At 63.2% G+C, this 22,737-nt stretch carries 17 protein-coding genes; 7 read left to right on the top strand and 10 right to left on the bottom strand.

Features of this window, described 5'->3' with window-relative positions:
- Positions 1-71 precede the first annotated feature (71 nt).
- The 7 genes from AB8A33_RS26315 to trxA all read left to right on the top strand — a co-directional run bounded on the left by AB8A33_RS26315 (position 72) and on the right by trxA (position 12,638).
- Entirely contained in the window at positions 72-2,594 is a 2,523-nt protein-coding gene (locus tag AB8A33_RS26315; protein WP_439095478.1) for an ATP-binding protein, read from the top strand.
- Entirely contained in the window at positions 2,591-4,129 is a 1,539-nt protein-coding gene (gene tsaE / locus AB8A33_RS26320; RefSeq protein WP_439095479.1) for a tRNA (adenosine(37)-N6)-threonylcarbamoyltransferase complex ATPase subunit type 1 TsaE, read from the top strand. The genes AB8A33_RS26315 and tsaE overlap by 4 nt, the downstream gene beginning before the upstream one ends.
- A 157-nt stretch (positions 4,130-4,286) precedes the next feature.
- Positions 4,287-4,604 carry a PilZ domain-containing protein gene (locus tag AB8A33_RS26325; RefSeq protein WP_439095480.1) on the top strand — a complete coding sequence of 106 codons (318 nt, stop codon included), beginning with the start codon at positions 4,287-4,289 and terminating at the stop codon, positions 4,602-4,604.
- Between the two features lie 141 nt (positions 4,605-4,745).
- Positions 4,746-5,468: a nucleotidyltransferase family protein gene (locus tag AB8A33_RS26330; RefSeq protein ID WP_439096069.1), complete on the top strand. Its 723-nt coding sequence runs from the start codon at positions 4,746-4,748 to the stop codon at positions 5,466-5,468.
- A 68-nt stretch (positions 5,469-5,536) separates the two neighbouring features.
- A complete protein-coding gene (addB, locus tag AB8A33_RS26335) occupies positions 5,537-8,725 on the top strand; it encodes a double-strand break repair protein AddB (RefSeq protein WP_439095481.1) in 3,189 nt (1,062 codons plus the stop codon).
- Entirely contained in the window at positions 8,722-12,216 is a 3,495-nt protein-coding gene (gene addA, locus AB8A33_RS26340) for a double-strand break repair helicase AddA (protein ID WP_439095482.1), read from the top strand. The genes addB and addA overlap by 4 nt, the downstream gene beginning before the upstream one ends.
- Positions 12,217-12,317: 101 nt before the next feature.
- Entirely contained in the window at positions 12,318-12,638 is a 321-nt protein-coding gene (gene trxA, locus AB8A33_RS26345; protein WP_068734104.1) for a thioredoxin, read from the top strand.
- Positions 12,639-12,870: 232 nt separating this feature from the next.
- Here trxA and AB8A33_RS26350 read toward each other — a convergent pair whose 3' ends face one another.
- The 10 genes from AB8A33_RS26350 to rpsA all read right to left on the bottom strand — a co-directional run bounded on the left by AB8A33_RS26350 (position 12,871) and on the right by rpsA (position 22,618).
- Positions 12,871-13,611, bottom strand: a complete 741-nt coding sequence (locus AB8A33_RS26350) for a metallophosphoesterase family protein (RefSeq protein WP_439095483.1) — start codon at positions 13,609-13,611, stop codon at positions 12,871-12,873.
- A gap of 46 nt (positions 13,612-13,657) precedes the next feature.
- Entirely contained in the window at positions 13,658-14,989 is a 1,332-nt protein-coding gene (locus AB8A33_RS26355) for a bifunctional folylpolyglutamate synthase/dihydrofolate synthase (RefSeq protein ID WP_439095484.1), read from the bottom strand.
- Positions 14,986-15,915 carry an acetyl-CoA carboxylase, carboxyltransferase subunit beta gene (gene accD / locus AB8A33_RS26360; RefSeq protein WP_439095485.1) on the bottom strand — a complete coding sequence of 310 codons (930 nt, stop codon included), beginning with the start codon at positions 15,913-15,915 and terminating at the stop codon, positions 14,986-14,988. The genes AB8A33_RS26355 and accD overlap by 4 nt, the downstream gene beginning before the upstream one ends.
- 105 nt (positions 15,916-16,020) lie before the next feature.
- Positions 16,021-16,857: a tryptophan synthase subunit alpha gene (trpA, locus tag AB8A33_RS26365; protein ID WP_439095486.1), complete on the bottom strand. Its 837-nt coding sequence runs from the start codon at positions 16,855-16,857 to the stop codon at positions 16,021-16,023.
- Complete coding sequence (trpB, locus tag AB8A33_RS26370; protein ID WP_439095487.1) at positions 16,854-18,071, bottom strand: tryptophan synthase subunit beta; 1,218 nt, start codon at positions 18,069-18,071, stop codon at positions 16,854-16,856. Before trpB ends, trpA begins: the two co-directional genes overlap by 4 nt.
- Positions 18,071-18,727 (bottom strand): phosphoribosylanthranilate isomerase, encoded by a 657-nt coding sequence (locus AB8A33_RS26375; protein ID WP_439065472.1) that lies wholly within the window; start codon positions 18,725-18,727, stop codon positions 18,071-18,073. Before AB8A33_RS26375 ends, trpB begins: the two co-directional genes overlap by 1 nt.
- Positions 18,728-18,784: 57 nt before the next feature.
- Positions 18,785-19,174, bottom strand: a complete 390-nt coding sequence (locus AB8A33_RS26380; protein WP_439095488.1) for a LapA family protein — start codon at positions 19,172-19,174, stop codon at positions 18,785-18,787.
- Positions 19,175-19,261: 87 nt separating this feature from the next.
- Positions 19,262-19,573: an integration host factor subunit beta gene (locus tag AB8A33_RS26385; RefSeq protein ID WP_315840004.1), complete on the bottom strand. Its 312-nt coding sequence runs from the start codon at positions 19,571-19,573 to the stop codon at positions 19,262-19,264.
- A gap of 160 nt (positions 19,574-19,733) precedes the next feature.
- A complete protein-coding gene (sppA, locus tag AB8A33_RS26390; RefSeq protein ID WP_439095489.1) occupies positions 19,734-20,714 on the bottom strand; it encodes a signal peptide peptidase SppA in 981 nt (326 codons plus the stop codon).
- A gap of 200 nt (positions 20,715-20,914) precedes the next feature.
- Positions 20,915-22,618, bottom strand: coding sequence for a 30S ribosomal protein S1 (gene rpsA, locus AB8A33_RS26395; RefSeq protein ID WP_068730324.1), 1,704 nt, complete (start codon positions 22,616-22,618; stop codon positions 20,915-20,917).
- Positions 22,619-22,737: the final 119 nt, after the last annotated feature.

The raw sequence follows: 22,737 nt of genomic DNA on the forward strand, positions 1-22,737 counted from the left end.
AAGCGGATATTGTCGAACGATTCGCTGGTGGTGAGGGGCTGCCGGGGAAGACGTGCGGTTTGGGGCAAATGATGTCAGGCGTGATCGCGGCGATGCGTCGGACCTTGCTGTCGTGCACTTCTATAGTGCGCGACGGGCTTGTCGGCATCAGTGCGTCTGCACTTCTGGCCACCTCCTCGGCGTGGGCCGCCGACGAACCCTTCATCAGCCAAACGCTCGCCAATCTGCTCGATCTCGATCGCCAGGAAATCGCCGCGCTGACGACAGCGACAGCGGTGCTCGGCTTCTCCGTCGTTTCCGCCATCCTGTTGATGCACAATCGCATTCGCTCGGCCAAGACCGAGGCGAAGCTGCGCGCCGAGCTGCATACGCTGCAGGTTGAATCCGACCGCTTTCGCGCGTTGCTGTTCACCGAGCCGCAGGTGCTGATCGCCTGGGCCGCGGGCGAAACCCGTCCCGATATCTCCGGCGACACCGCACTGATGATGTCGCAGGACCCGCAGCAGCATCAGCCGCAGCGCATTCTCGCGTTCGGAACATGGCTGCCGCCGGAACCCGCGCTGCGCATGGATCACGCCGTCGACGCACTGCTCGATGCCGGCGAAGGCTTTGTGCTCAATCTGACGACCTCGAGCGGCCGCGCCATCGAGGCGATGGGCCGCGCCATCGGCGGCCAGGCCATTGTCCGGATTCGCGAATTGAGCGGTTTGCGGCGTGAGCTCGCCGAAGTCTCGCTGCGTCACAAGGATCTCGCGGAAGAAGCCGAAATTCTCCGCGGCTTCGCCAATGCCGCGCCATGGCCGATCTGGGCCAAGGGCGCTGATGGCGGATTGAGCTTCGTCAACGCCGCCTATGCGCGTGCGACCGAAGCGACTGATACGGGCGATGCGGTCGGTCGTAATCTGGAACTTCTGGATAGCGATGACCGCAGCAATCTGGCGCGAGCGCTGAACGACAACCAGCCCTTTGCCGCGCGCGTGCCAATCGTGATCTCAGGCGAACGCCGCATTTTCGATGTCCATGCAGCGAAAGTCGCCAGCGGCAGCGCCGGTATGGCCATCGACGCCAGCGAGGCCGCCGCACTCAGCGCCGCCTTGGTGCGGATGGCCGAAGCGCATCGCCGCACGCTCGATCAATTGTCGTCGGGCGTTGCCGTATTCGACGGCCAGCGCCGCCTCACCTTCTACAACGATGCCTATCGCCGGCTGTGGGATCTCGATCGGACCTTCCTCGACAGCAATCCCGACGATTCCAGCGTGCTGGATCGTCTGCGCGCCGCGCGCAAACTGCCGGAGCAGCCCGACTTCCGTGCCTGGAAGACCAAGCTGCACGAGGCCTATCGTGCCGTCGAGGCAGCCAAAGATGTCTGGTATCTGCCGGATGGCCGCGCGCTCTCGATCGTCACCACGCCGAATCCCGAAGGCGGCGTCACCTATCTGTTCGATGATGTGACCGAGAGCCTCGAGCTGGCACGGCGCTTCGATGGCCTGATCCGCGTTCAGCGCGAGACGCTCGACAGTCTCGCCGAAGCCGTCGCCGTGTTCGGCAGCAACGGCCGCGCGCAACTGTTCAATCCGGCTTTCGCCAAGATGTGGCGACTGTCCGACGAGGCGCTGGAGCAGCGGCCGCATATCGAGATGGTCGAGACCTGGTGCCGGCCACTGTTCGACGACACGCCGACATGGCAGGCGATCCGCAGCGCCATCACAGGGATCGACAATCGCAAATCTGTCCCGCTCAAGCTCGAGCGCAAGGACGGCAGCGTGCTGGCCTGCATGACCATGCCGTTGCCAGACGGCGCGACCATGCTGACCTTCCAGGACATTTCAGACGCCGAGAATGTCGAGCGCGCGCTGCGCGAGCGCAACGAGGCGCTGGAGACCGCGGACCAGATGAAGGTGGACTTCGTCCACCACGTTTCCTACGAGCTGCGTTCGCCGCTGACCACGATCATCGGCTTCGCGCATCTGCTGAGCGATCCCGTCACCGGCCCGCTGATGCCGAAGCAGGCGGAATATCTCGATTACATCACCACCTCGACCGGTGCGCTGCTGGCGATCATCAATAACATTCTGGATCTTGCCACTATCGATGCCGGCGCGATGACGCTGAATCTCGGTCCCATCGATATCCGCAAGACCATCGCTGCAGCGGCCGAAGGCATTCAGGATCGACTGGCGAAGGATCACATCGCGCTGCAGATCGAAGCTGATCCCGCCATCGGCAGCTTCACCGGCGACGAAAGCCGCGTGGTGCAGGTACTATATAATCTGCTGGCCAATGCGGTCGGCTTCGCACCGCAGAATTCGGCGATCACGCTGACGGCGCGCCGCTCGGAGCACACGGTCACATTCGCAGTGACCGATCGCGGACCCGGCATTCCGCCCGAAGTGAAGGACAAGGTGTTCGACTGGTTCGAGAGCCACGCCAACGGCTCGCGCCATCGCGGCGCTGGACTCGGCCTGTCGCTGGTGCGCTCCTTCGTCGAATTGCATGGCGGCAAGGTCCGCGTCGATTCCGCCGTCGGCAAGGGCACCACCGTCACCTGCGACTTCCCCATCGACCAGACCGCGCATCGCAACGCCGCCGAATGACCGAACCCATCATAAACGAGCCCTGCAAATTTTCGCTGGCGCTCGCAAATGAGACGGCCACTGCGCAATTGATGGCCGACCTCGCTCTGCTGATCGGCCCCGGCGATGTCATCACGCTCTCGGGCGATCTCGGCGCCGGCAAGACGGCCGCGGCACGCGCGATGATCCGCTATCTCGCAAGCGACCCCGAACTCGAAGTGCCGAGCCCGACCTTCACGCTGGCGCAAAGCTACGAGCTTCCGTCGTTTCCGCTTGTTCACGCCGATCTCTATCGCATCAACGACGCGAGTGAGCTCGAGGAGATCGGCTTGTCGCCGCTGCCGGATGGCGTTGTGGCGCTGATCGAGTGGCCGGAACGCGCCGATGGCGCGCTGCCGCCGGATCGTATCGATATCGCACTCAGTCATCGGCCCGCGCTGGGCTCCGTGGCGCGCGCCGCGGAGATCACCGGTCACGGCAAGGCCGCATCGATCGTTCTGCGCCTCAAGGCACTGCGCGAATTTCTAGAAGAGGCGCGCTATCTCGATGCCACGCGCCAGCGCATGGCCGGCGATGCCTCGACACGCTCTTATGCGCGACTGATCCGCGGTGATGACGTCTTCATCCTGATGAATGCGCCGAAGCGGTCGGATGGTGCGCCGGTCTATGACGGCAAGTCCTACAGCGCAGCAGTGCATCTGGCCGAAGACGTCAAGCCGTTCGTCGCCATTGCGAACGGTCTGCGCGCACAGGGCATCTCCGCGCCGGCGATCCATCACGCCGATCTCGACGCGGGTTTCCTCATCACCGAGGATTTCGGCACAGCGCCGGTGACCGAAGGCGAGCCGCCGGCGCCGATCGCCGAGCGCTATCAGGTCGCGACCGACATGCTGGCCATGCTGCACAGCAAACCGCTGCCGGAGACGCTGCCGCTGTTGCCGCATGTCGACTATGCCATTCCCGTCTTCGACACCGACGCATTGCTGGTCGAGATCGGCCTGATGCCGGAATGGTATCTGCCGGACCGCAACGCACCGCTTGCAGACGATGCACGCACTGAATTTGTCACGATGTGGCGTGAGCTGCTGGCGAAGCCCGCCGCTGCGCCAAAAACCTGGGTGCTGCGCGACTTCCATTCGCCGAACATCATCTGGCTCGACACCCGCGAGGGCATCAACAAGATCGGCGTGATCGACTTTCAGGACACGGTGCTCGGTCCCGCCGCCTATGACCTCGTCTCGCTGCTGCAGGACGCGCGTATCGATGTGCCTGAGAATCTGGAGCTGACCATGCTGACGCGCTACATCAAGGCGCGGCGCGCGGCCGATCCCGCTTTCGATGCCGCAGCTTTTGCCGAGCTCTATGCGATCATGTCGGCGCAGCGAAACACGCGACTGCTTGGCACATTTGCGCGGCTCAACCGCCGCGACGGCAAGCCGCATTATCTCAAGCACCAGCCGCGGATCTGGACCTATCTCAACCGCTCCCTGGCGCATCCGACGCTGGCGCCGTTCCAGCAGTGGTATGCGGCGCATGTACCACCGCCGCAGGTCTAGAGCCTTTTGTATTGACGCATTTTCTTGACGCGAACCGGTATCCACTTCGCTCGAAAACGCTCTAACACTTCCTTAACCACTTATTAGCTGCACGCGCACTATCCTGCGTTTGAGCCCTGCATCTGCGGGGCTTGGCGTACTGGACAAGGGACGTGTCATGACGGAGCGGCGTGCCGGAGATCGGGCCGTTTTCGAGCGCGGATTTCCTGCGCACATGATGGGCATCGACGGCACCTGGCGCCGCTCCTGCATCATGGAAGATATTTCCGAGACCGGCGCCAAACTCACCGTCGATGGTTCTGTCGAAGGACTAAACCTGAAAGAATTCTTCCTTCTGCTCTCATCCACAGGCCTCGCCTATCGCCGCTGCGAACTCGGCTGGGTCAATGGCGACCAGATTGGTGTGAACTTTCTCAAACCGAACGATAAAAAGAAAAAGACGAAACGTTCCGAGACACAGGAGGCAGAAACGTGACTGTGTAGGCGGGTGCAATTGTCGCATCCGCGTCATCTCGGCCGATTATGGCTCGATAGGTTCATGCATGCGACACGCCGCCGTGCTACCATCATTTCAGCTCAAAAATTCAAGAACGATTCCATCAAGGCCAATGTCGCCATGTCTGTAAAACCCACCAGAGCAATGGTTCTCGCCGCCGGCCTCGGCCTGCGCATGCGACCGCTCACCGACAATCTGCCGAAGCCGCTGGTCCCCGTCGCAGGACAGCCGCTGCTGGATCACGTGCTCGACAAGCTCGCCGCTGCGGGCGTGACCGAAGCCGTAGTTAATGTGCATTACCTGCCTGACCAGATCATCGATCATGTCGCAGCGCGCACCAAACCGAAGATCATCATTTCCGACGAGCGCGATCAGGTGCTCGGCACCGGTGGCGCCGTGGTGAAGGCCCTGCCGCTGCTTGGCTCCGAGCCGTTCTATCATCTCAATGCCGACACGATGTGGATCGACGGCGTGCAGCCGAATCTCGCGCGGCTTGCGGAGGCCTTCGATCCCGCGCGCATGGATATCCTGCTGCTGATGGCGCCGACGGCCAACAGCATCGGCTATGCCGGCTCCGGCGACTACGCGATGCTCACCGATGGTGCGCTGCGTCGTCGCAAGGAAAACCAGGTGGTGCCGTTCGTCTATGCCGGCGTTGCGATCCTGTCGCCCGCACTATTCAAGGATGCGCCGTCGGGTGAATTCTCACTCACCAAACTGTTCGACAAGGCCAACGAGCAGGAGCGCCTGTTCGGGCTGCGCATGGAAGGCGTCTGGATGCATGTCGGCACGCCCGACGCCGTGCGCGCCGCGGAAGACGCATTCCTCGCCAGCGTCGCCTGAATTTCCTGCGACTCCCGTCGCCTTTCCAGCCATGCCATGATGCACCCTGATCACGAATCAGGGTGTTCATGCGCGTTTTCAATATCCCATCTTCCGCGCCGTTTCTGCGCACGCTGATCACCGCGCTTGTCGACGGTGATCTCGTCGAGGGATTCTCTGCGCGTAAAGCGCCAGAGAAGCTTGCTGAAGTCACCCTGTATCTGCCGACACGCCGCGCCGGCCGTATGGCCCAGGAGATATTCCTCGACGTGCTCGGCACCGATGCCGTGCTGCTGCCGCGTATCGTTCCGCTCGGCGATGTCGACGAGGAGGAACTGGCCTTTGCACAGGCGGCATCGCCCGACGCGCTGGAAAGGCTGGATGCACCGCCCGCGCTTGACGGATTGCAGCGTCGCCTGCTGCTGGCGCAACTGATCGCCGCATGGGCGAAGCAACTCGCGCCCGGCGACCCCGGCCAGACACCGCTCGTGGTCGGCGGCCCTGCCTCGACGCTCGCGCTGGCCGACGATCTGGCGCGGCTGATGGACGACATGGCGACGCGCAAGGTCGACTGGAGCGCGCTGGACGGGCTGGTGCCCGATGCGCTCGATCAGTACTGGCAACTCACGCTGCAGTTTCTGAGCATCGCCAGGAACGTATGGCCGGACATCCTCGCCGCACACACTGCGATCGAGCCTGCGGTGCGCCGCGATCTGCTGATCGATGCAGAGGCCGCGCGCCTGAAGGCGCACAAAGGCGGGCCGATCATTGCGGCCGGCTCGACGGGCTCGATGCCGACCACGGCAAAATTCCTGCGCGAAGTCGCGCAACTGCCGCAGGGTGCTGTCATCCTCCCCGGCCTCGACACCGACCTGGACGACACCGCGTGGAATCTCATCGGCGGTACCATGGATGCACTTGGCCGAACCGAATCCTCGGCATCGAACCATCCACAATTCGCGCTGCATGCACTGCTGGAACGCTTTGGCATCACGCGCCGCGATGTGATGATGCTCGGCACGCCGTCGCCGCAGGGGCGCGAACTCTTAGCCTCGGAAGCGATGCGGCCGTCCAATGCCACGGCGCAATGGCACACGCGACTGGCACAGCCGGCCGTCGAACAGAAAATCGCGGCCGGCATGCAGAACCTCGCTGTGATCGCCGCCGCCAATCCGGAAATGGAAGCGCTGGCCATCGCGATTGCGATGCGCGAGGCCCATGAGCTGAAGAAATCCGCGGCATTGGTGACGCCCGACCGCGCGCTGGCGCGCCGGGTGATGGCCGCGCTCGGGCGCTGGAATCTGACCTTCGACGATTCCGGTGGCGACGCATTGACGGAAACCTCGGCGGGCGTCTTCGCGCGCCTGATCGCCGAGGCCGCAGCGGAGCAGCTTGAGCCCGCAACATTGCTGGCGCTGCTGAAACATCCGCTATTTCGTCTGGGCGCCGCGCCGAATGCCTGGACAGATGCCATCGAGACGCTTGAGCTGGCGTTGCTGCGCGGCACGCGGCCGACGCCGGGCACGGCGGGACTGGCGCAGGACTTCGCGCGGTTCCGCGACGAACTCGGCAAGCTTCGCCGCCGTGAAGCATCGATGCTGCATCGCGCGGAGCCACGCACGAAGCTCAATGACGATCGCCTCGACCGCGCCGAGGAACTGATTTCAGGACTGCGCACGGCGCTGGCGCCGCTGGAAAGCATCCATCCGATCAGGCCAATCGATTTCGCTGACGTCGCCCAACGTCATCTTGAGGCTATCAAGCTGCTGTCTTGTGAAAGCAAGGACAAGCACGTCGCGCTATTGGGACGCACAGGCGGTGTAGCGCTGAGTAAAGCTTTTGAGGATCTGCTGGTGAAGGAGCCAGCCGAAGACGGCGGCGAGGATAAGCTCCGCCCGAGCGGGCTGATGATGCAGCTCCACGATTATCCCGATGTGTTTCAGACCGCCTTCGCGGACCGTATCGTGCGCCGCCCGGAAGTCGCCAATGCCAACTTGCGCATCTATGGCCAGCTCGAAGCACGACTGACGCAATCGGACTGCGTGATCCTCGGCGGTCTCGTCGAAGGCATCTGGCCGCCCTCGCCGCGGATCGATCCATGGCTGAGCCGTCCGATGCGCCATCAGCTCGGCCTCGATCTGCCGGAGCGGCGCATCGGCCTCACCGCGCATGACTTCGTGCAGCTGCTCGGCACGGAGGACGTCATCCTCAGCCACGCTGCGAAAGTCGGTGGCGCGCCGGCCGTCGCCTCGCGCTTCCTGCACCGGCTCGAAGCCGTTGCTGGCGAGACACGCTGGGAGGCGGCACTGGCCGCGGGCGAACATTACGTCCGCTATGCCGAAGAGCTCGATCGCCCTGAGCAGGTCACGCCGATCGCGCAACCCGAACCACGGCCGCCACGTGCTGCGCGCCCGCTGCGGCTCTCGGTCACGGCCATCGAGGACTGGCTGCGCGATCCGTATACGATCTACGCGAAATATATTCTGGGCCTCGCGCCACTCGATCCCGTCGACATGGCGCTCTCGGCGGCCGACCGGGGCTCGGCAATCCATGCGTCGCTCGGCGACTTCACGATGGAATACAGCAAGGCGCTGCCCGACGATCCCGCCCGCGAGCTGCGCCGGATCGGACAAACACATTTTGCGCCCCTGATGACGCGGCCGGAAGCGCGCGCTTTGTGGTGGCCGCGCTTCCTGCGCATCGCATCGTGGTTCGGCGCATGGGAAATCGATCGCCGTATCAATGTCGCCAGCATCGATGCGGAAGTGCGCGGCGAGATCGCGATCCCACTCGATCACGGCCGCGTCTTTCATCTGTCGGCGCGGGCCGACCGCATCGAACATCGCAGCGACCGCACTTTCGTGCTGCTCGACTACAAGACCGGCCAACCGCCCACCGGCAAGCAGGTGCGCATGGGCCTGTCGCCGCAGCTCACGCTGGAAGCCGCAATCCTGCGCGAGGGTGGATTTGCCGGCATTGCCGCGGGATCGTCCGTCAGCGAACTGGTCTATGTTCGGCTCAGCGGCAACAATCCGCCGGGCGAAGAGCGGTCGCTCGAACTGAAGATTGAGCGCAAGGACGAGGCGCAATTGCCCGACGACGCCGCTATCGAGGCGCGCGCCAAGCTGGAAGCACTGATCCGCAGCTTCGAGGACGAGGCCACCGCCTATACGTCGCTGAGCCTGTCCATGTGGTCGAACCGCTATGGCAGCTATGACGATCTGGCGCGGATCAAGGAGTGGTCGGCCAATGGTGGCTCTGGAGGAGGCGAGTCATGAGCGGCCCGCGCAATATCCCGCCTGCAGCAAGCACCAAGCAGCAGCTCGCATCAGATCCCGCCTCCTCCGTATTCGTCTCGGCCAATGCCGGTTCCGGCAAGACCTATGTGCTGGTCAATCGCGTCATCCGGCTGCTGCTCGACGGCGTGCCACCGGAGAAGATTCTCTGCGTCACCTTCACCAAGGCCGCAGCGGCGAATATGGCGGAGCGCGTGTTCACGCGGCTCGGCCATTGGGTCACGCTGGATGACGCCGCCCTCGACGCGGAAATCAAAAATGCCGGCGTTCCCGCGTCGAACAGCAGACTGCGCTCGCGGGCGCGAGAATTGTTCGCCAGCGCACTGGAAACGCCGGGCGGCCTGAAAGTTCAGACCATCCACGCACTCTGCACGCGGCTGCTGCAGCAGTTTCCGTTCGAGGCCAACGTGCCGGCGCGGTTCAGCGTGCTCGACGACCGCGACCAGAACGAGATGATGGAGCGCGCCAGCCTGCAGGTGCTGCTGCACGCGGCGGCGGCGCCTGACAGCGCAGAAGGCCGCGCGTTGACAACGGCCATGACCTCGGCCTCCGACGTGACGTTCCGCGACGTGGTGCGCGAGGCGAGTCTGTCCCGCGATCAGTTCCTGGCCTGGATCGAGCGTGCCGGCTCGACCGACGCCGCGATGGCGCAGCTGTCGGCAATCCTGGGCGTGACAGCCGGCGATACCAGAGAGAGCGTCGAGCTGGAGATTATCGACGGGCCGCATCTGCCGCGCGAGCGCTGGATTCCCGCCGCCGAAATCTTCGAGACCGGCAGCAAGACCGACAACGATCAGGCAGCGCGGCTGCGCGAAGCTCTGGCGCTGTCGGGCACCGAGCAGGTCGAAAAATATCTCGAACTGTTCCTGACCAAGGATCAGAGCTTACGCAAATCGCTGGCCACCAAGAAGATCGCCGACAGCCGGCCGGATCTTCTCGCCGCCCTGCAACGTGAAGGCGACCGCGTGATCCCACTGCTGGAGCGTCGGCGCGCCGTCGCGATGCGCGAACGCACCCAGTCGCTGCTGGTGATCGCCAGCCAGGTCGCGGAGAACTATCGGCGCGAGAAGAACGAGCGCGGCCTCCTGGATTACGACGACCTGATCGCGCGCACGCTGGAAATGCTCGACCGGGTGTCGTCGAGCTGGGTGCATTTCAAGCTCGACCGCGGCGTCGATCACGTGCTGATCGACGAGGCGCAGGACACGAGCCCGCGGCAATGGGACATCATCACCCATCTGATCTCGGAATTCACCTCCGGCGAAGGCGCGCGCGACGGGCTCAAGCGAACGATTTTTGCCGTTGGCGACGAGAAACAGTCGATCTTTTCGTTCCAGGGCGCGGCGCCACGCGAATTCGATCTGCGCCGCAAGGCATTGCAGAGCCGGTTCAAGGATGCCGGGATGAAGTTCGATCCCGTCGCGTTCAGCCATTCGTTCCGCTCGGGCTCGGCCATTCTGCAATCGGTCGATCACGTGTTTCGCGAGGAAGCGATCTTCCGCAGCATCCATGCCGTGGAGAACGGCTATCCCATTCATGAAACACTTGATGATGCTGGGCCCAGCCTTATCGATCTATGGGAGCTGGAGCAACCGGACGACCGGCCCAGTATCGAAGGCTGGCAGGCGCCATTCGACAAGCGCTCGGAGACCAGCCCGGAGGTGAAGCTCGCCCGCCGTGTCCAGACCGAGATCAAAGACTTGATCGCGGCAAAGACAGAGACCGGCCCCATCGGCAAACGCCGCGCGCTGCGCTATGGCGACATGCTGGTGCTGGTGCGCCGCCGCGGCAAGGCGTTCGATGCCATCATCCAGGCGCTGAAACATGCGGGCATTCCCGTCGCCGGCGCCGACCGGCTCAAGCTCACCGAACATATCGCCATCATCGACCTGATGAATCTGGCCGACGCGCTGCTGCTGCCGCAGGACGATCTGGCACTGGCGACCGCATTGAAGAGCCCGCTATTCGGACTCGACGACGACGACCTGTTCAAGCTGGCCTATGAGCGTACGGGATCGCTGCGCGATGCGCTCGGCAAACAGGCAGCCGGCGACGACAAGCTTTCCGGTGCGCTGAAGCGGCTCATCGCCTGCGAGAAACGCTTCGCCAGCGAGACGCCTTTCGCGTTCTACGCCTGGCTGCTCGGCGGCGACCATGGCCGCGCGCGTATCCTGCGCCGGCTCGGCCATGAGGCCAATGACGCGCTCGACGAATTTCTCGAACTCGCACTGGGCTATGAGCGCAAGGCACCGGCCTCGCTGCAGGGCTTCGTCGCCTGGCTGCGCGCGGCCGACACGGAAGTGAAGCGCGATATGGAGATCACGCGCGACGAAGTCCGCGTGATGACCGTGCACGGCGCCAAGGGCCTGGAAGCGCCTGTCGTGTTCATGGTCGATACCACGTCGTCGCCGGCGGATTCGCAGCGGCTCAATTTGATTCATCTCCCGCAGGGCAACGCCGCACCGAACAGCCCGGGCGTCGTGGTCTGGGCCGGCAAGAAGGCGGACGATCCGCCAGCAGTCGCGGCGGCGCGCGCCGACATGATCCGCGATACCGAAGACGAGTATCGCCGGCTGCTCTATGTGGCGATGACGCGCGCCGCCGATCGCCTGATTGTCGGCGGCTGCATGCCCGGCAATCGCAACGAGGTGCGGCCGCTGTCCTGGTACGACCTGATCCAGAAGGGCCTGGAGAATTCCGGGCTGCAGATGCAGAGCGTGCCGCCGTCGGACGGCGTGGTGAAACGCTATACGCGGGTGGAAGACGTGACACCGGCGCTTGGTGCGACGGCACCTGTCGCAACGGGTGCGCCGATCGTGCTGCCGGCCTGGATGCGCCACAAGGTCGGCGACCAGCCGCGCCGCGAAAGCCTGTTGCGCCCATCGGATGCCGACGACGATGACGACGGCCGCGGACAACGCTCGGGCGAATCCGAGCGGCTGCGCCAACTGGCCTTGCAGCGCGGCAACCTCGTGCATCGCCTGTTGCAATCGCTGCCCGACATCACCGCCGAGAAACGCCGCGAGACCGGACTGAACTTCCTCGCCCGCAACGCCAGCGACTGGACCGATCTCGACCGCGTGGCGCTCGCCACGCAAGTGCTGTCGCTGATCGGCGATCCGCGCCTGGCCGAGCTGTTCGCCCCCGGCAGTCGCGCGGAGGTGGCGGTGGCCGGACGATTGACGCGGAAGGACGGATCGCCCGTGCTCGTCTCGGGCCAGATCGACCGGCTGGTTCTGACCAAGATCGAGATCCGGATCGTCGACTACAAGACCAACCACAACCCGCCGCGCAGACTGATCGAGGCGCCCAAGGCCTATATCCGGCAGTTGGCGCTGTATCGCGGCGTGCTCGCCAAGTTATACCCAGACCGACCGATCCGCGCCGCCCTGCTCTGGACGGAAACGCTTGAAATGATGGAGATTTCCGGTGCTGCGCTGGACGCGGAGCTGGCCGCCATCATCTCGGCGTGACCAACCTTGACCCGGCAAGGGGGCGTTCATAGGTTGGATGCATCATTCCAGCGCGCGAATCTTCTGGCGCGCCCTTCATTGAACAGGACGAGGATAAGACCATGGCCGTTGGCAAGGTGACAGACGCCGATTTCGAAGCGGAAGTGCTCAAGGCGACCGGCCCGGTCGTGATCGATTTCTGGGCCGAGTGGTGCGGTCCGTGCCGCATGATCGCGCCGGCGCTCGACGAAATCTCCGCTGCCATGGGCGAAAAGGTCACCATCCTGAAGCTCAATGTCGACGAGAATCCGAAGACCGCCTCCAAGTATGGCGTGATGTCGATCCCGACGCTGATGATCTTCAAGGGCGGCGAAATGGCCTCACGCCAGGTCGGCGCCGCGCCGAAGGCGAAGTTGCAGCAATGGATCAGCGCAGCGGTTTGATCGCGCGCGTGAACTAACGAATTCGAACGGCCGGTGATTTTTTCACCGGCCGTTTTTATTTGACGTGATGGAACCAGATCTTCTCAGCTGTCGTCCCCGCGAAGGCGGGGACCCATAAACACCAAAGTACTTTTGGAGTGCTGTAGTTACGGCTCTGACGTTCGAACATACTGACCGTGGTTATGGATCCCCGCCCTCGCGGGGATGACAATCGAGAGGCTGTACCTCTCAACTACCTGATCCACCCTGTCGCCAGCGCGCTCGCCCATTCCGGGCGCTCATTCTTCCGCGCCATGTCCGCCATCGCCTGATGATCATAAGGCACCTGACGGAACGTCACCTGCCAGCGGCCTGAGCTGGAATCCAGAATCGCGTAGCAGGCATCGGGCGTGCCGACTTCGAGCATGTGCGGATAGGGCGTGACGTCGCGATAGCCGGGGCCGCCGACGCTGCCGGGATTGACGATCATGCGGCCGTCGCGAAGCCTGACGGCGCGCGCGATGTGGGTGTGCGCGCAGAGAATCAGCGACTGGGCGATGCCCTTGGCTTTCTCCTCGATGGCTTCGATCGTGGCCATATGCACGATGCCCTCGGGCGTCACCGCTTCCATCCAGTAGGTGTTGTCGTCATCCGGCGTGGCATGACAGAGATAGACCTCCTCGCGATAGATCGTGCTGAACGGCAAAGTGCGCAGCCACTCCATCTGCGCCGGTTCGAGTTGGCTGTGCGCCAGACGATCCGACGGATACATGTCGTCAAGCGCGTAGTCGGTGACATAGCGGTCGTGATTGCCGCGGACACATACGGCATTCATGCCCATCATGATCTCGACGGTGCGGCGGGCATCCATCGGGCCCGAAACCATATCGCCGAGATTGACGATGTCGGAAATGTCCTGGGCATGGATATCGGCGACGACAGCCTCAAGGGCGAGATGATTGCCGTGAACGTCGGCAATGGCAGCGAAGCGCATCGGACCTCCCCAAAATCAAGCAAAGATCACTTGTATCGATGCGATTCTATGCAGGTAGCGTGCCGTTCTCCGCAAGCACATGGCCGGCCAGATAGAGCGAGCCTGCAATCAGGATCCGAGGCGGGACTTCGTAGGCCAGCTTCGTCAGCGAATGCAGCGCGTCGGCAACGCTCGGCGCTGTCTCGACGCGCATGCCGAGACTGCGCGCAGCATCGGCGAGCGTATCCGGCGCCATGGCGCCGTCGCGGCCAGGGATTTTCACGGCAATGATATGGCGGGTCTGGCCGGCGAAATTCGCCAGAAAGCCCGTCGCATCCTTGTTGGCCATCATTCCGGCGATCACCACCAGCGGCCGCGGTACGCGCTCTTCGAGATCGCCGAGCGCCGCTGCAATGACACGCCCGCCATCGGCATTATGGCCGCCATCGAGCCAGACTTCGGAATCGGCGGGCGCGGCTTCGACAAGCTTGCCCGATGTCAGCCGCTGCATCCGCGCCGGCCATTCGGCACGCGCGACGCCGGTCTCATAGGCTGCGGGATCGATCTTGAGGATATCCAGCGCGCGCAGGGTCGCAATCGCCAGACCCGCATTGCCAAACTGATGGCGCCCGAACAGCCGCGGCGCAGCGATATCCATCAGCCCGCGATCGTCCTGATACACCAGACGCCCGCGCTCGATATTGACGTGCCATTCCTGCCCGGCGCTGATGAGCGGCGCATGCATCTTGCGCGCCTGCTGCTCGATCACGTCGGTGGCCTCCGGCAATTGATCGACCGTGATCACCGGCACGCGGCGCTTGATAATGCCAGCCTTCTCGGCGGCGATCTTCGCGAGCGTGTCGCCGAGAAAATCCGTGTGGTCGATGGTAATCGGCGTAAGCACGCAGGCGGCGGGTGCTTCGATGACATTGGTCGCATCGAGGCGGCCACCGAGACCGACTTCGAGCAGGACAACATCGGCGGGATGCCTGGCGAACAGATCGAATGCGACGGCGGTCTCGGCCTCGAACAGCGTGATCGGCGCACCAGCGTTAATCAACTCGACATGCGCGAACACGTCACGCAAAGCGTCATCACTCACGAGGGTGCCAGCGAGCCGGATGCTCTCATTCATGCGGACGAGATGCGGCGAGGTGTAGACGTGGACGCGCAGGCCTGCGGCCTCACAGATCGCGCGCAGATAGGCAATGGTCGAGCCTTTGCCATTGGTGCCGGCAACGTGAATCACCGGAGGCAATTTGCGCTCGGGATTGCCGAGCTGCGCCATGAGCCGCTGCATGCGGTCCAGCGACAGATCAATCGTATTCGGATGCAGCTTCGAGAGCCGCGCCAGAATCTCGCCGAGGTCCGGCGACGATGGCGGCGCGGAGGTGCTCACGCGTGCGCGGCCGGCACCGCGTCTGGAGCCATGACGATCTCGGCCGGAATGCTCTCCGCACGCGGCGGGCTCGCAATGGCCGGCGACTTCGTCAGCAGACGGCAGAGCCGCGCCAGCGTCGGCTTCAGGTCGTGGCGGTGCACGACCATATCGACCATGCCGTGGTCGCGCAGATATTCGGCGCGCTGGAAACCTTCCGGCAGCTTTTCACGGATGGTCTGTTCGATCACGCGCGCGCCGGCAAAGCCGATCAGCGCGCCGGGTTCGGCGATGTGCACATCGCCCAGCATCGCATAGGACGCGGTGACACCGCCGGTGGTCGGATTGGTGAGCACGACGATGTAGGGCAGTTTGGCTTCGCGCAGCATCTGCACGCCGACGGTCGTGCGCGGCAGCTGCATCAGCGACAGGATGCCTTCCTGCATCCGCGCGCCGCCGGAGGCTGCGAATACGATGAAGGGCGACTTCTTCTCGACCGCGAGTTCGAGCCCACGGACCAGCGCCTCACCGGCGGCCATACCGAGCGAGCCACCCATGAAATCGAAATCCTGCACGGCGACGACGACGCCGGTGCCTTCCATCCTGCCGTAACCGACCTTCACCGAGTCGTTCATGCTGGTCTTGGTGCGCGCATCCTTGATGCGGTCGACATATTTGCGCTCGTCGCGAAACTTCAGCGGATCGGCGATCACTTCGGGCAGCGCGACGTCGTACCAGGTCTCGTTGTCGAAGATCGACTTCATGCGGGCGGTGGCGCCCATGCGCATGTGATAGTTCGAGCCGGGAATGACGAACTGGTTGCTCTCGACGTCCTTGTAGAACACGAGCTGTCCAGTATCCGGGCACTTGATCCAGAGGTTCTCGGGCGTATCGCGCTTGAGGATGCTGCGGATCTTCGGCCGGACGACGTTGGTGAGCCAGTTCATATGTGTCTCCGCGTCGCTGAGATGATGCGTCGCTCTGATATCTATATGGCGGCCGGGACGGAGCCCGGCAACCGTTGTTCCCGGTTGATGGAGGCCAATTGTGGCTTATTCCGCAGCCTGTTTGGCTCCATGAACGCCCTGGGCGAGGGCTGCGGCCAGATCGGCGACCGCGCCGACAGTCCTGGCCGTGGCCTTGCCATCGGCATCCAGCGAGCCTTTCAGCGCATCGATCAGCGCAGTGCCGACCACGGCGCCATTGGCATGGCGCGCGATGTCATGCGCAGCTTCCGGCGTCCGGATGCCGAAGCCGACACAAACCGGCAATTGGGTGTGACGCTTGATCCGCGCCACGGCCGCGCTCACGGCGGATGAATCCGCGCTGGCTGACCCGGTGATGCCGGTGATCGAGACGTAATAGACGAAGCCCGACGTGTTCGCGAGAACGGCCGGAAGGCGCTTGTCGTCGGTGGTCGGCGTTGCCAGACGGATGAAGTTCAATCCGGCCTTCATCGCGGGGATGCAGAGCTCGTTATCTTCTTCCGGCGGCAGATCGACGATGATCAGGCCATCGACGCCGGCAGCCTTGGCATCGGGCAGGAATTTATCGACGCCGTAGATATAGATCGGATTGTAGTAGCCCATCAGCACGATGGGCGTCTTGTTGTCGGAGCTGCGGAAGTCGCGCACGAGCTGCAACGTCTTCTTCAGCGTCATGCCGGCCTGCAGCGCGCGCAGGCCTGCGGCCTGGATCGACGGGCCGTCGGCCATCGGATCGGTAAAGGGCATGCCGATCTCAATGATATCGGCGCCGGCCTTCGGCAGCGCCTTGACGATTTCGAGTGCGGTGGCGGGATCGGGATCGCCGGCCATCACGAAAGTAACGAAAGCCGCGCGGCCTTCGGCCTTGAGTTCGGCGAAACGGGTATCGATGCGGGTGGTCACGACTGCCTGCCCTTCAGGATATCGCCGACCTGCGGGACGTCCTTGTCGCCGCGGCCGGAGAGATTGACGACCATCAGGTGATCCCTCGGCAGCGTTGGCGCGAGTTCGCTCACCTTGGCGAGAGCATGCGCCGGCTCCAGTGCCGGGATGATGCCTTCGAGTTTCGACAGCAACTGGAATGCGGCCAGCGCTTCCTCGTCCGTCGCCGACAGATACTTCACGCGGCCGATCGTATGCAGCCACGAATGTTCGGGGCCGATGCCGGGATAATCGAGGCCCGCGGAGATCGAATGGCCTTCCTGGATCTGGCCGTCTTCGTCCATCAAGAGATAAGTGCGGTTGCCATGCAGCACGCCGGGACGGCCGCCAGCGATCGATGCGGCGTGCAAGTTGGTGAGCCCGTGGCCCGCCGCTTCGACGCCGTAGATATCGACCGAGGGATCGTCGAGGAACGGATGGAAGAGCCCCATCGCATTGGAGCCGCCGCCGATGCAGGCAATCAGCGAATCCGGCAGGCGGCCTTCGATCTCCTGCATCTGCACACGAGTTTCCTCGCCGATGATCGACTGGAAGTCGCGCACCATCATCGGATAGGGATGCGGGCCGGCGACAGTGCCGATGCAATAGAACGTGTTGTGCACATTGGTGACCCAGTCGCGCAGCGCCTCGTTCATCGCATCCTTGAGCGTGCGCGCACCGACCTGCACAGGCACCACCTTGGCGCCGAGCATTTCCATGCGGATCACATTAGGCTGCTGACGCGCGACGTCCACCGCGCCCATATAGACGATGCATTCGAGGCCGAAGCGCGCGCAGAGCGTCGCCGTCGCCACGCCGTGCTGGCCGGCGCCGGTCTCGGCGATGATGCGCTTCTTGCCCATGCGGCGCGCGACCATGATCTGGCCGAGCACGTTATTCACCTTGTGCGAGCCGGTGTGGTTCAGCTCCTCGCGCTTCAGATAGATTTTTGCGCCACCGAGATGTTCAGTGAGACGCTCAGCAAAATACAGCGGCGATGGGCGGCCGACATAGGCCTTGAGATAACCATCCATCTCCTTGCGGAAGGCGGGATCGGCCTTGGCATCCTCATAGGCCTTCTGCAGATCGAGGATCAGCGGCATCAGCGTCTCGGCGACGAAGCGCCCGCCGAAGATACCGAAGTGACCAGTGTCGTCGGGGCCGGACCGGTAGGAATTGGGAATGGCTTGAGTCATCAGGTCGTCAACTCTTCCGTTGCGCGCGCGGCGCGGATGAAAGCGCGGATCATGTCGGGATCCTTGATGCCCGGCGCGCTTTCCACGCCGGACGAAATATCGACACCACCTGCCCGCGTGATGCGCAGGGCTTCGGCGACGTTGGCGGCATTGAGGCCGCCCGACACCATGAAGGGCAGCTTCAGATCGAGGCCTTCGAGCAGATGCCAGTCGAAGACCGCGCCGAGACCACCCGGACGCGTTGCATCCTTCGGCGGTTTGGCATCGAACAGGATGCGATCGCAGACCGCTGCATAGCCAGGCAATGCAGCGAGATCGGCTCTGGTCTCGACGGCCAGCGCCTTCATCACCGGGAGGCCGAACTTCTGTTTGATATCGCGCACCCGCGCAACGCTCTCCTTGCCATGGAGCTGCAGGATATCGGGCTTCAAGGCATCGATGCTGTTTTCGAGATCGGCGTCATCGGCATCCACCGACAGCGCGACCTTCACGGCACGGCCCTTCGCCTGCTTGCCCAAAGCCCGCGCAACGTCGAGCGTGACGTGACGCGGTGACGGCGGAAAGAACACGAAGCCGACCATATCCGCGCCGCCAACCAGAGCCGCATCGAGCGTCTCCGGAGTGGACAGGCCGCAAATTTTGACGATCAGAGACATGCTTCAAATGGCCGCTGGCAATACCGGGAATGGCAGGAAAAGCCTGTGCGCGGGGTTCTACAACGTCGCGCCGGACTTGTCTCGCTCACCGGCCATATAAGGGGAACCGGGCGCCGGGAGCCGCTGCGTACCATTCCGCGAGGCGGTCGCAGTATGGGCGCGCAGATCGGCCAGTTCAGCCCGGGCCCGCTGCGCATCGGCCTCGCGCTGGCGTGCTGCGCGGCGCCAGTGGCCCTGCCTGAACCAGGTGGCCATGCCGCCTGCGATGACGCCCAGGATGGCCGACAGGATGATCACAACGAATAGCGGCATCGTGGCACCGACCGCGGGGTCGCTGCTGTTGAACGGATCGAAGGAGACCGTGACCAGATGACGGTTAGCGACGGCGAACACGACGAAAACGATCGCGAGGGGGATGATCACCAGAGCTGAGAAGAATTTACGCATCAACGTCTCTCGCGAAGGCGATGCGGGCGCGCATTCCGCTAATTGGCTCAGACCTGTCGGCCCGAATGCGCGCTACCTCAAAGTTCTTTATGGCGCTGCGCTTGCTTCCGGCACAGCATTGTCGCGATTCAGGCGCTCGCGCATTTCCTTGCCGGTCTTGAAGAACGGAACGCTCTTCTGGTCCACCGGCACATGCTCGCCAGTCCGGGGATTGCGGCCCGCACGGGCCGGGCGATGCTTCACCGAGAATGCACCGAAGCCGCGGAGTTCGACACGGTCACCGCGTGCCAGCGCAGCCACGATCTCATCGAGAATCGCATTCACAATGTTCTCAACATCCCGCTGGTAGAGATGCGGGTTATGCTCAGCGATGCGTTGAACGAGTTCGGATTTGATCATCGAGACGTTGGACTCTGAACGGGAGGATGCATTTCCGTGAAAATGCCTTGAACTGTCAAGACGCTAAATGAATTCGGGCACCTTCGAAAATGCGTGACAAATGCCCGAAACCGTTGTTGCAGCCTTCCTTGCAGTGCGGAAGAACAGGATGAGCGGTTCCCTAGTTAGTGGTGGCCGGCCGCCACAGCGCCAGCATGCCATCGAGACCGAAGCCATCCATGGCCTGCGCGAGGCCCGCCTGCTCGACCTGCCGCGCGATCGCACCAAGACCTACAGCGTCGAGCGTGATCGTCGCAGCAGCGCGCAGGAAGGTGAAATCGCTGAATTTAGGCGTCAGCTTGAAGTCGCTAACCGGCAGGTCGCTCTTGATCTTCTTCTCGGATACCAGCCACGCCACGGCGGCTTTCTCGTCGCCAAGCTGATCGATCAGCTTGAGGTCCACGGCCTGGCGCCCCGTGAAAACACGGCCATCGGCGACTTTCTGTAGTTGCACGTCATCCATGGCGCGGCGGCTCTGCACGAGCCCGCGGAACCAGCCGTAGGAGTCCTTCACCAGCGATTCCAGCGCTGCCCGCGCCTCCGGGCTGGTCGGCTCGAAACCATTAGGCGCCGCCTTCAGCGGCGAGGATTTGACCTGCTCGACCTCGACACCGACGGTCTTCATCAACCCCGTGAAATTGGGAAACTGGAACAGAACACCGATGGAGCCGACCAGCGAGCTCTGCTGCGCAACGATATGGTCGGATGCGAGCGCCGCGATATAGCCGCCCGATGCGGCCAGGCCCTCGACGACAACGACCATCGGCTTCTTGGCCTTGAGGCGCATCAGCGCGTCATAGAGCTGCTCGGAGCCAGCCGTAGTGCCGCCCGGCGAATTGATGTGTACCACCACCGCCGCCGCCGATGACTTCTCCAGCCGCTCCAGCGCCTCGACGCGATCATTGTTGCTCTGGATCAGGCCCTCGATCTTGATGCGCGCGATCGCCCCCGACGACGACAGCGCCTCGGACCCCGACCGTGTCACGACGACGCCGACGACGACCATCGCAGCGACCGCGACCAGCACCGCCGCCACGCGCCAGAACGTCAGCTTGCGACGTATCCTGCGGCGATCGACGATCACATCGGAATCAAGCGACATCGGAAATCTCCTAAGCCCTCGGCGAGAGCTGCGTCTGGCGGATGCTGCATCTGTCGTCCGGGCAGCGTTTACTTGAGGTATCTCAAATACATCAATTGCGAGGCAATATGAAGAAAACATGGTCGAAACAGCAAAAAGGGCCCCGGTGAAACCGGGGCCCCAATTGGTAGCAACAAGTGAGTCGAAACTTACCTGCGCGCTTACTTGTCGGTGCTCTGCTTGAGCGCCTTGCCGAGAATGTCGCCGAGGGTCGCGCCCGAATCCGAAGATCCGTACTGCGCGATGGCTTCCTTCTCTTCTGCCACTTCGAGAGCCTTGATCGACACCTGGACCTTGCGGGCCTTCTTGTCGAACTGGATCACGCGGGCATCGACCTTCTCGCCGACGGCGAAACGCTCAGCGCGCTGATCCGAGCGCTCACGCGCCAGTTCCGAACGCTTGATGAAGGTCGTGAAGTCGGTGCCGGCGATCTGAACGTCGATGCCGGATTCCTTCACTTCGATCACTTCGCAAGTCACGACAGCGCCCTTCTTGACGTCGCCCGGCTCTGCGAAGGGGTCGCCTTCGAGCTGCTTGACGCCGAGCGAGATGCGCTCCTTCTCGACATCCACATCGAGGACGATGGCCTTGACCATGTCGCCCTTCTTGAAGTTGTCGATGACCTGCTCGCCCGGCTGCTTCCAGTCGAGGTCGGAGAGATGGACCATGCCGTCCACATCGCCTTCGAGACCCAGGAACAGACCGAACTCGGTCTTGTTCTTGACTTCGCCTTCGACGGTCGAACCGACCGGGAACTTCTCAACGAACACTTCCCACGGATTGCGCATGGTCTGCTTGAGACCGAGCGAAATGCGGCGCTTGACGCTGTCGACTTCGAGAACCTGCACTTCGACTTCCTGGGAGGTCGAAACGATCTTGCCGGGGTGCATGTTCTTCTTGGTCCACGACATCTCCGACACGTGGATCAGGCCTTCGATGCCCGGCTCCAGTTCGACGAATGCGCCGTAGTCGGTGATGTTGGTGACGCGACCCGAGAAGCGTGCGTTCAGCGGGTACTTCGCCTCGATGCCCTGCCATGGATCGTCGAGCAGCTGCTTCATGCCGAGCGAGATACGGTGGGTCTCGTGGTTGATCTTGATGATCTTGACCTTGACCGTCTGACCGATGGTGAGCACTTCGGTCGGGTGGTTGACGCGGCGCCACGCGATATCGGTTACGTGCAGCAGGCCGTCGATGCCGCCGAGGTCAACGAACGCACCGTAATCGGTGATGTTCTTGACGACGCCGTCGATGACCTGACCTTCTTCAAGGTTCTGGACCAGTTCCTGACGCTGTTCAGCGCGGGTCTCTTCGAGAACCGTACGACGCGACACGACGATATTGCCGCGGCGACGATCCATCTTGAGGATCTGGAACGGCTGCGAGTTGTTCATCAGCGGAGCAACGTCGCGGATCGGACGAATGTCCACCTGCGAACGCGGCAGGAAGGCCACTGCGCCGTCGAGATCGACGGTGAAGCCACCCTTGACCTGATTGAAGATGACGCCGTGAACCTTCTCATTGTTGTTGAAGGCCTTCTCGAGCTTGCCCCAGCTCTCTTCGCGGCGGGCCTTGTCGCGCGACAGAACGGCTTCGCCGAGTGCGTTTTCGATCCGGTCGAGGAACACTTCGACTTCGTCGCCGACCTTGAGTTCGCTGTCACGGCCGGGACCGGCGAATTCGCGCAGTGCCACACGGCCTTCAGTCTTCAGGCCGACGTCGATGACGGCCATGTCCTTTTCAATCGCAACCACGATGCCCTTGATGACAGAGCTTTCCTGAAGGTTGCCGCCCGCGAAGGACTCGTCGAGCATTGCCGCGAAATCATCGCGGGAAGGATTATACGAAGAAGCAGTCGAAGCCATTTGTTCTCCAGATGCGGGTATCGCCGGCCGTTCGGGTTAATGGGCGTCTCAAATGTGAAGTGTCAGGGGTCCGCAACCTCTAACGACCGTCTTGCAGGAGGATGCAAGAACGGGCCGGC

The organism is Tardiphaga sp. 813_E8_N1_3, assembly GCF_051811025.1.
Lineage (GTDB): Bacteria > Pseudomonadota > Alphaproteobacteria > Rhizobiales > Xanthobacteraceae > Tardiphaga.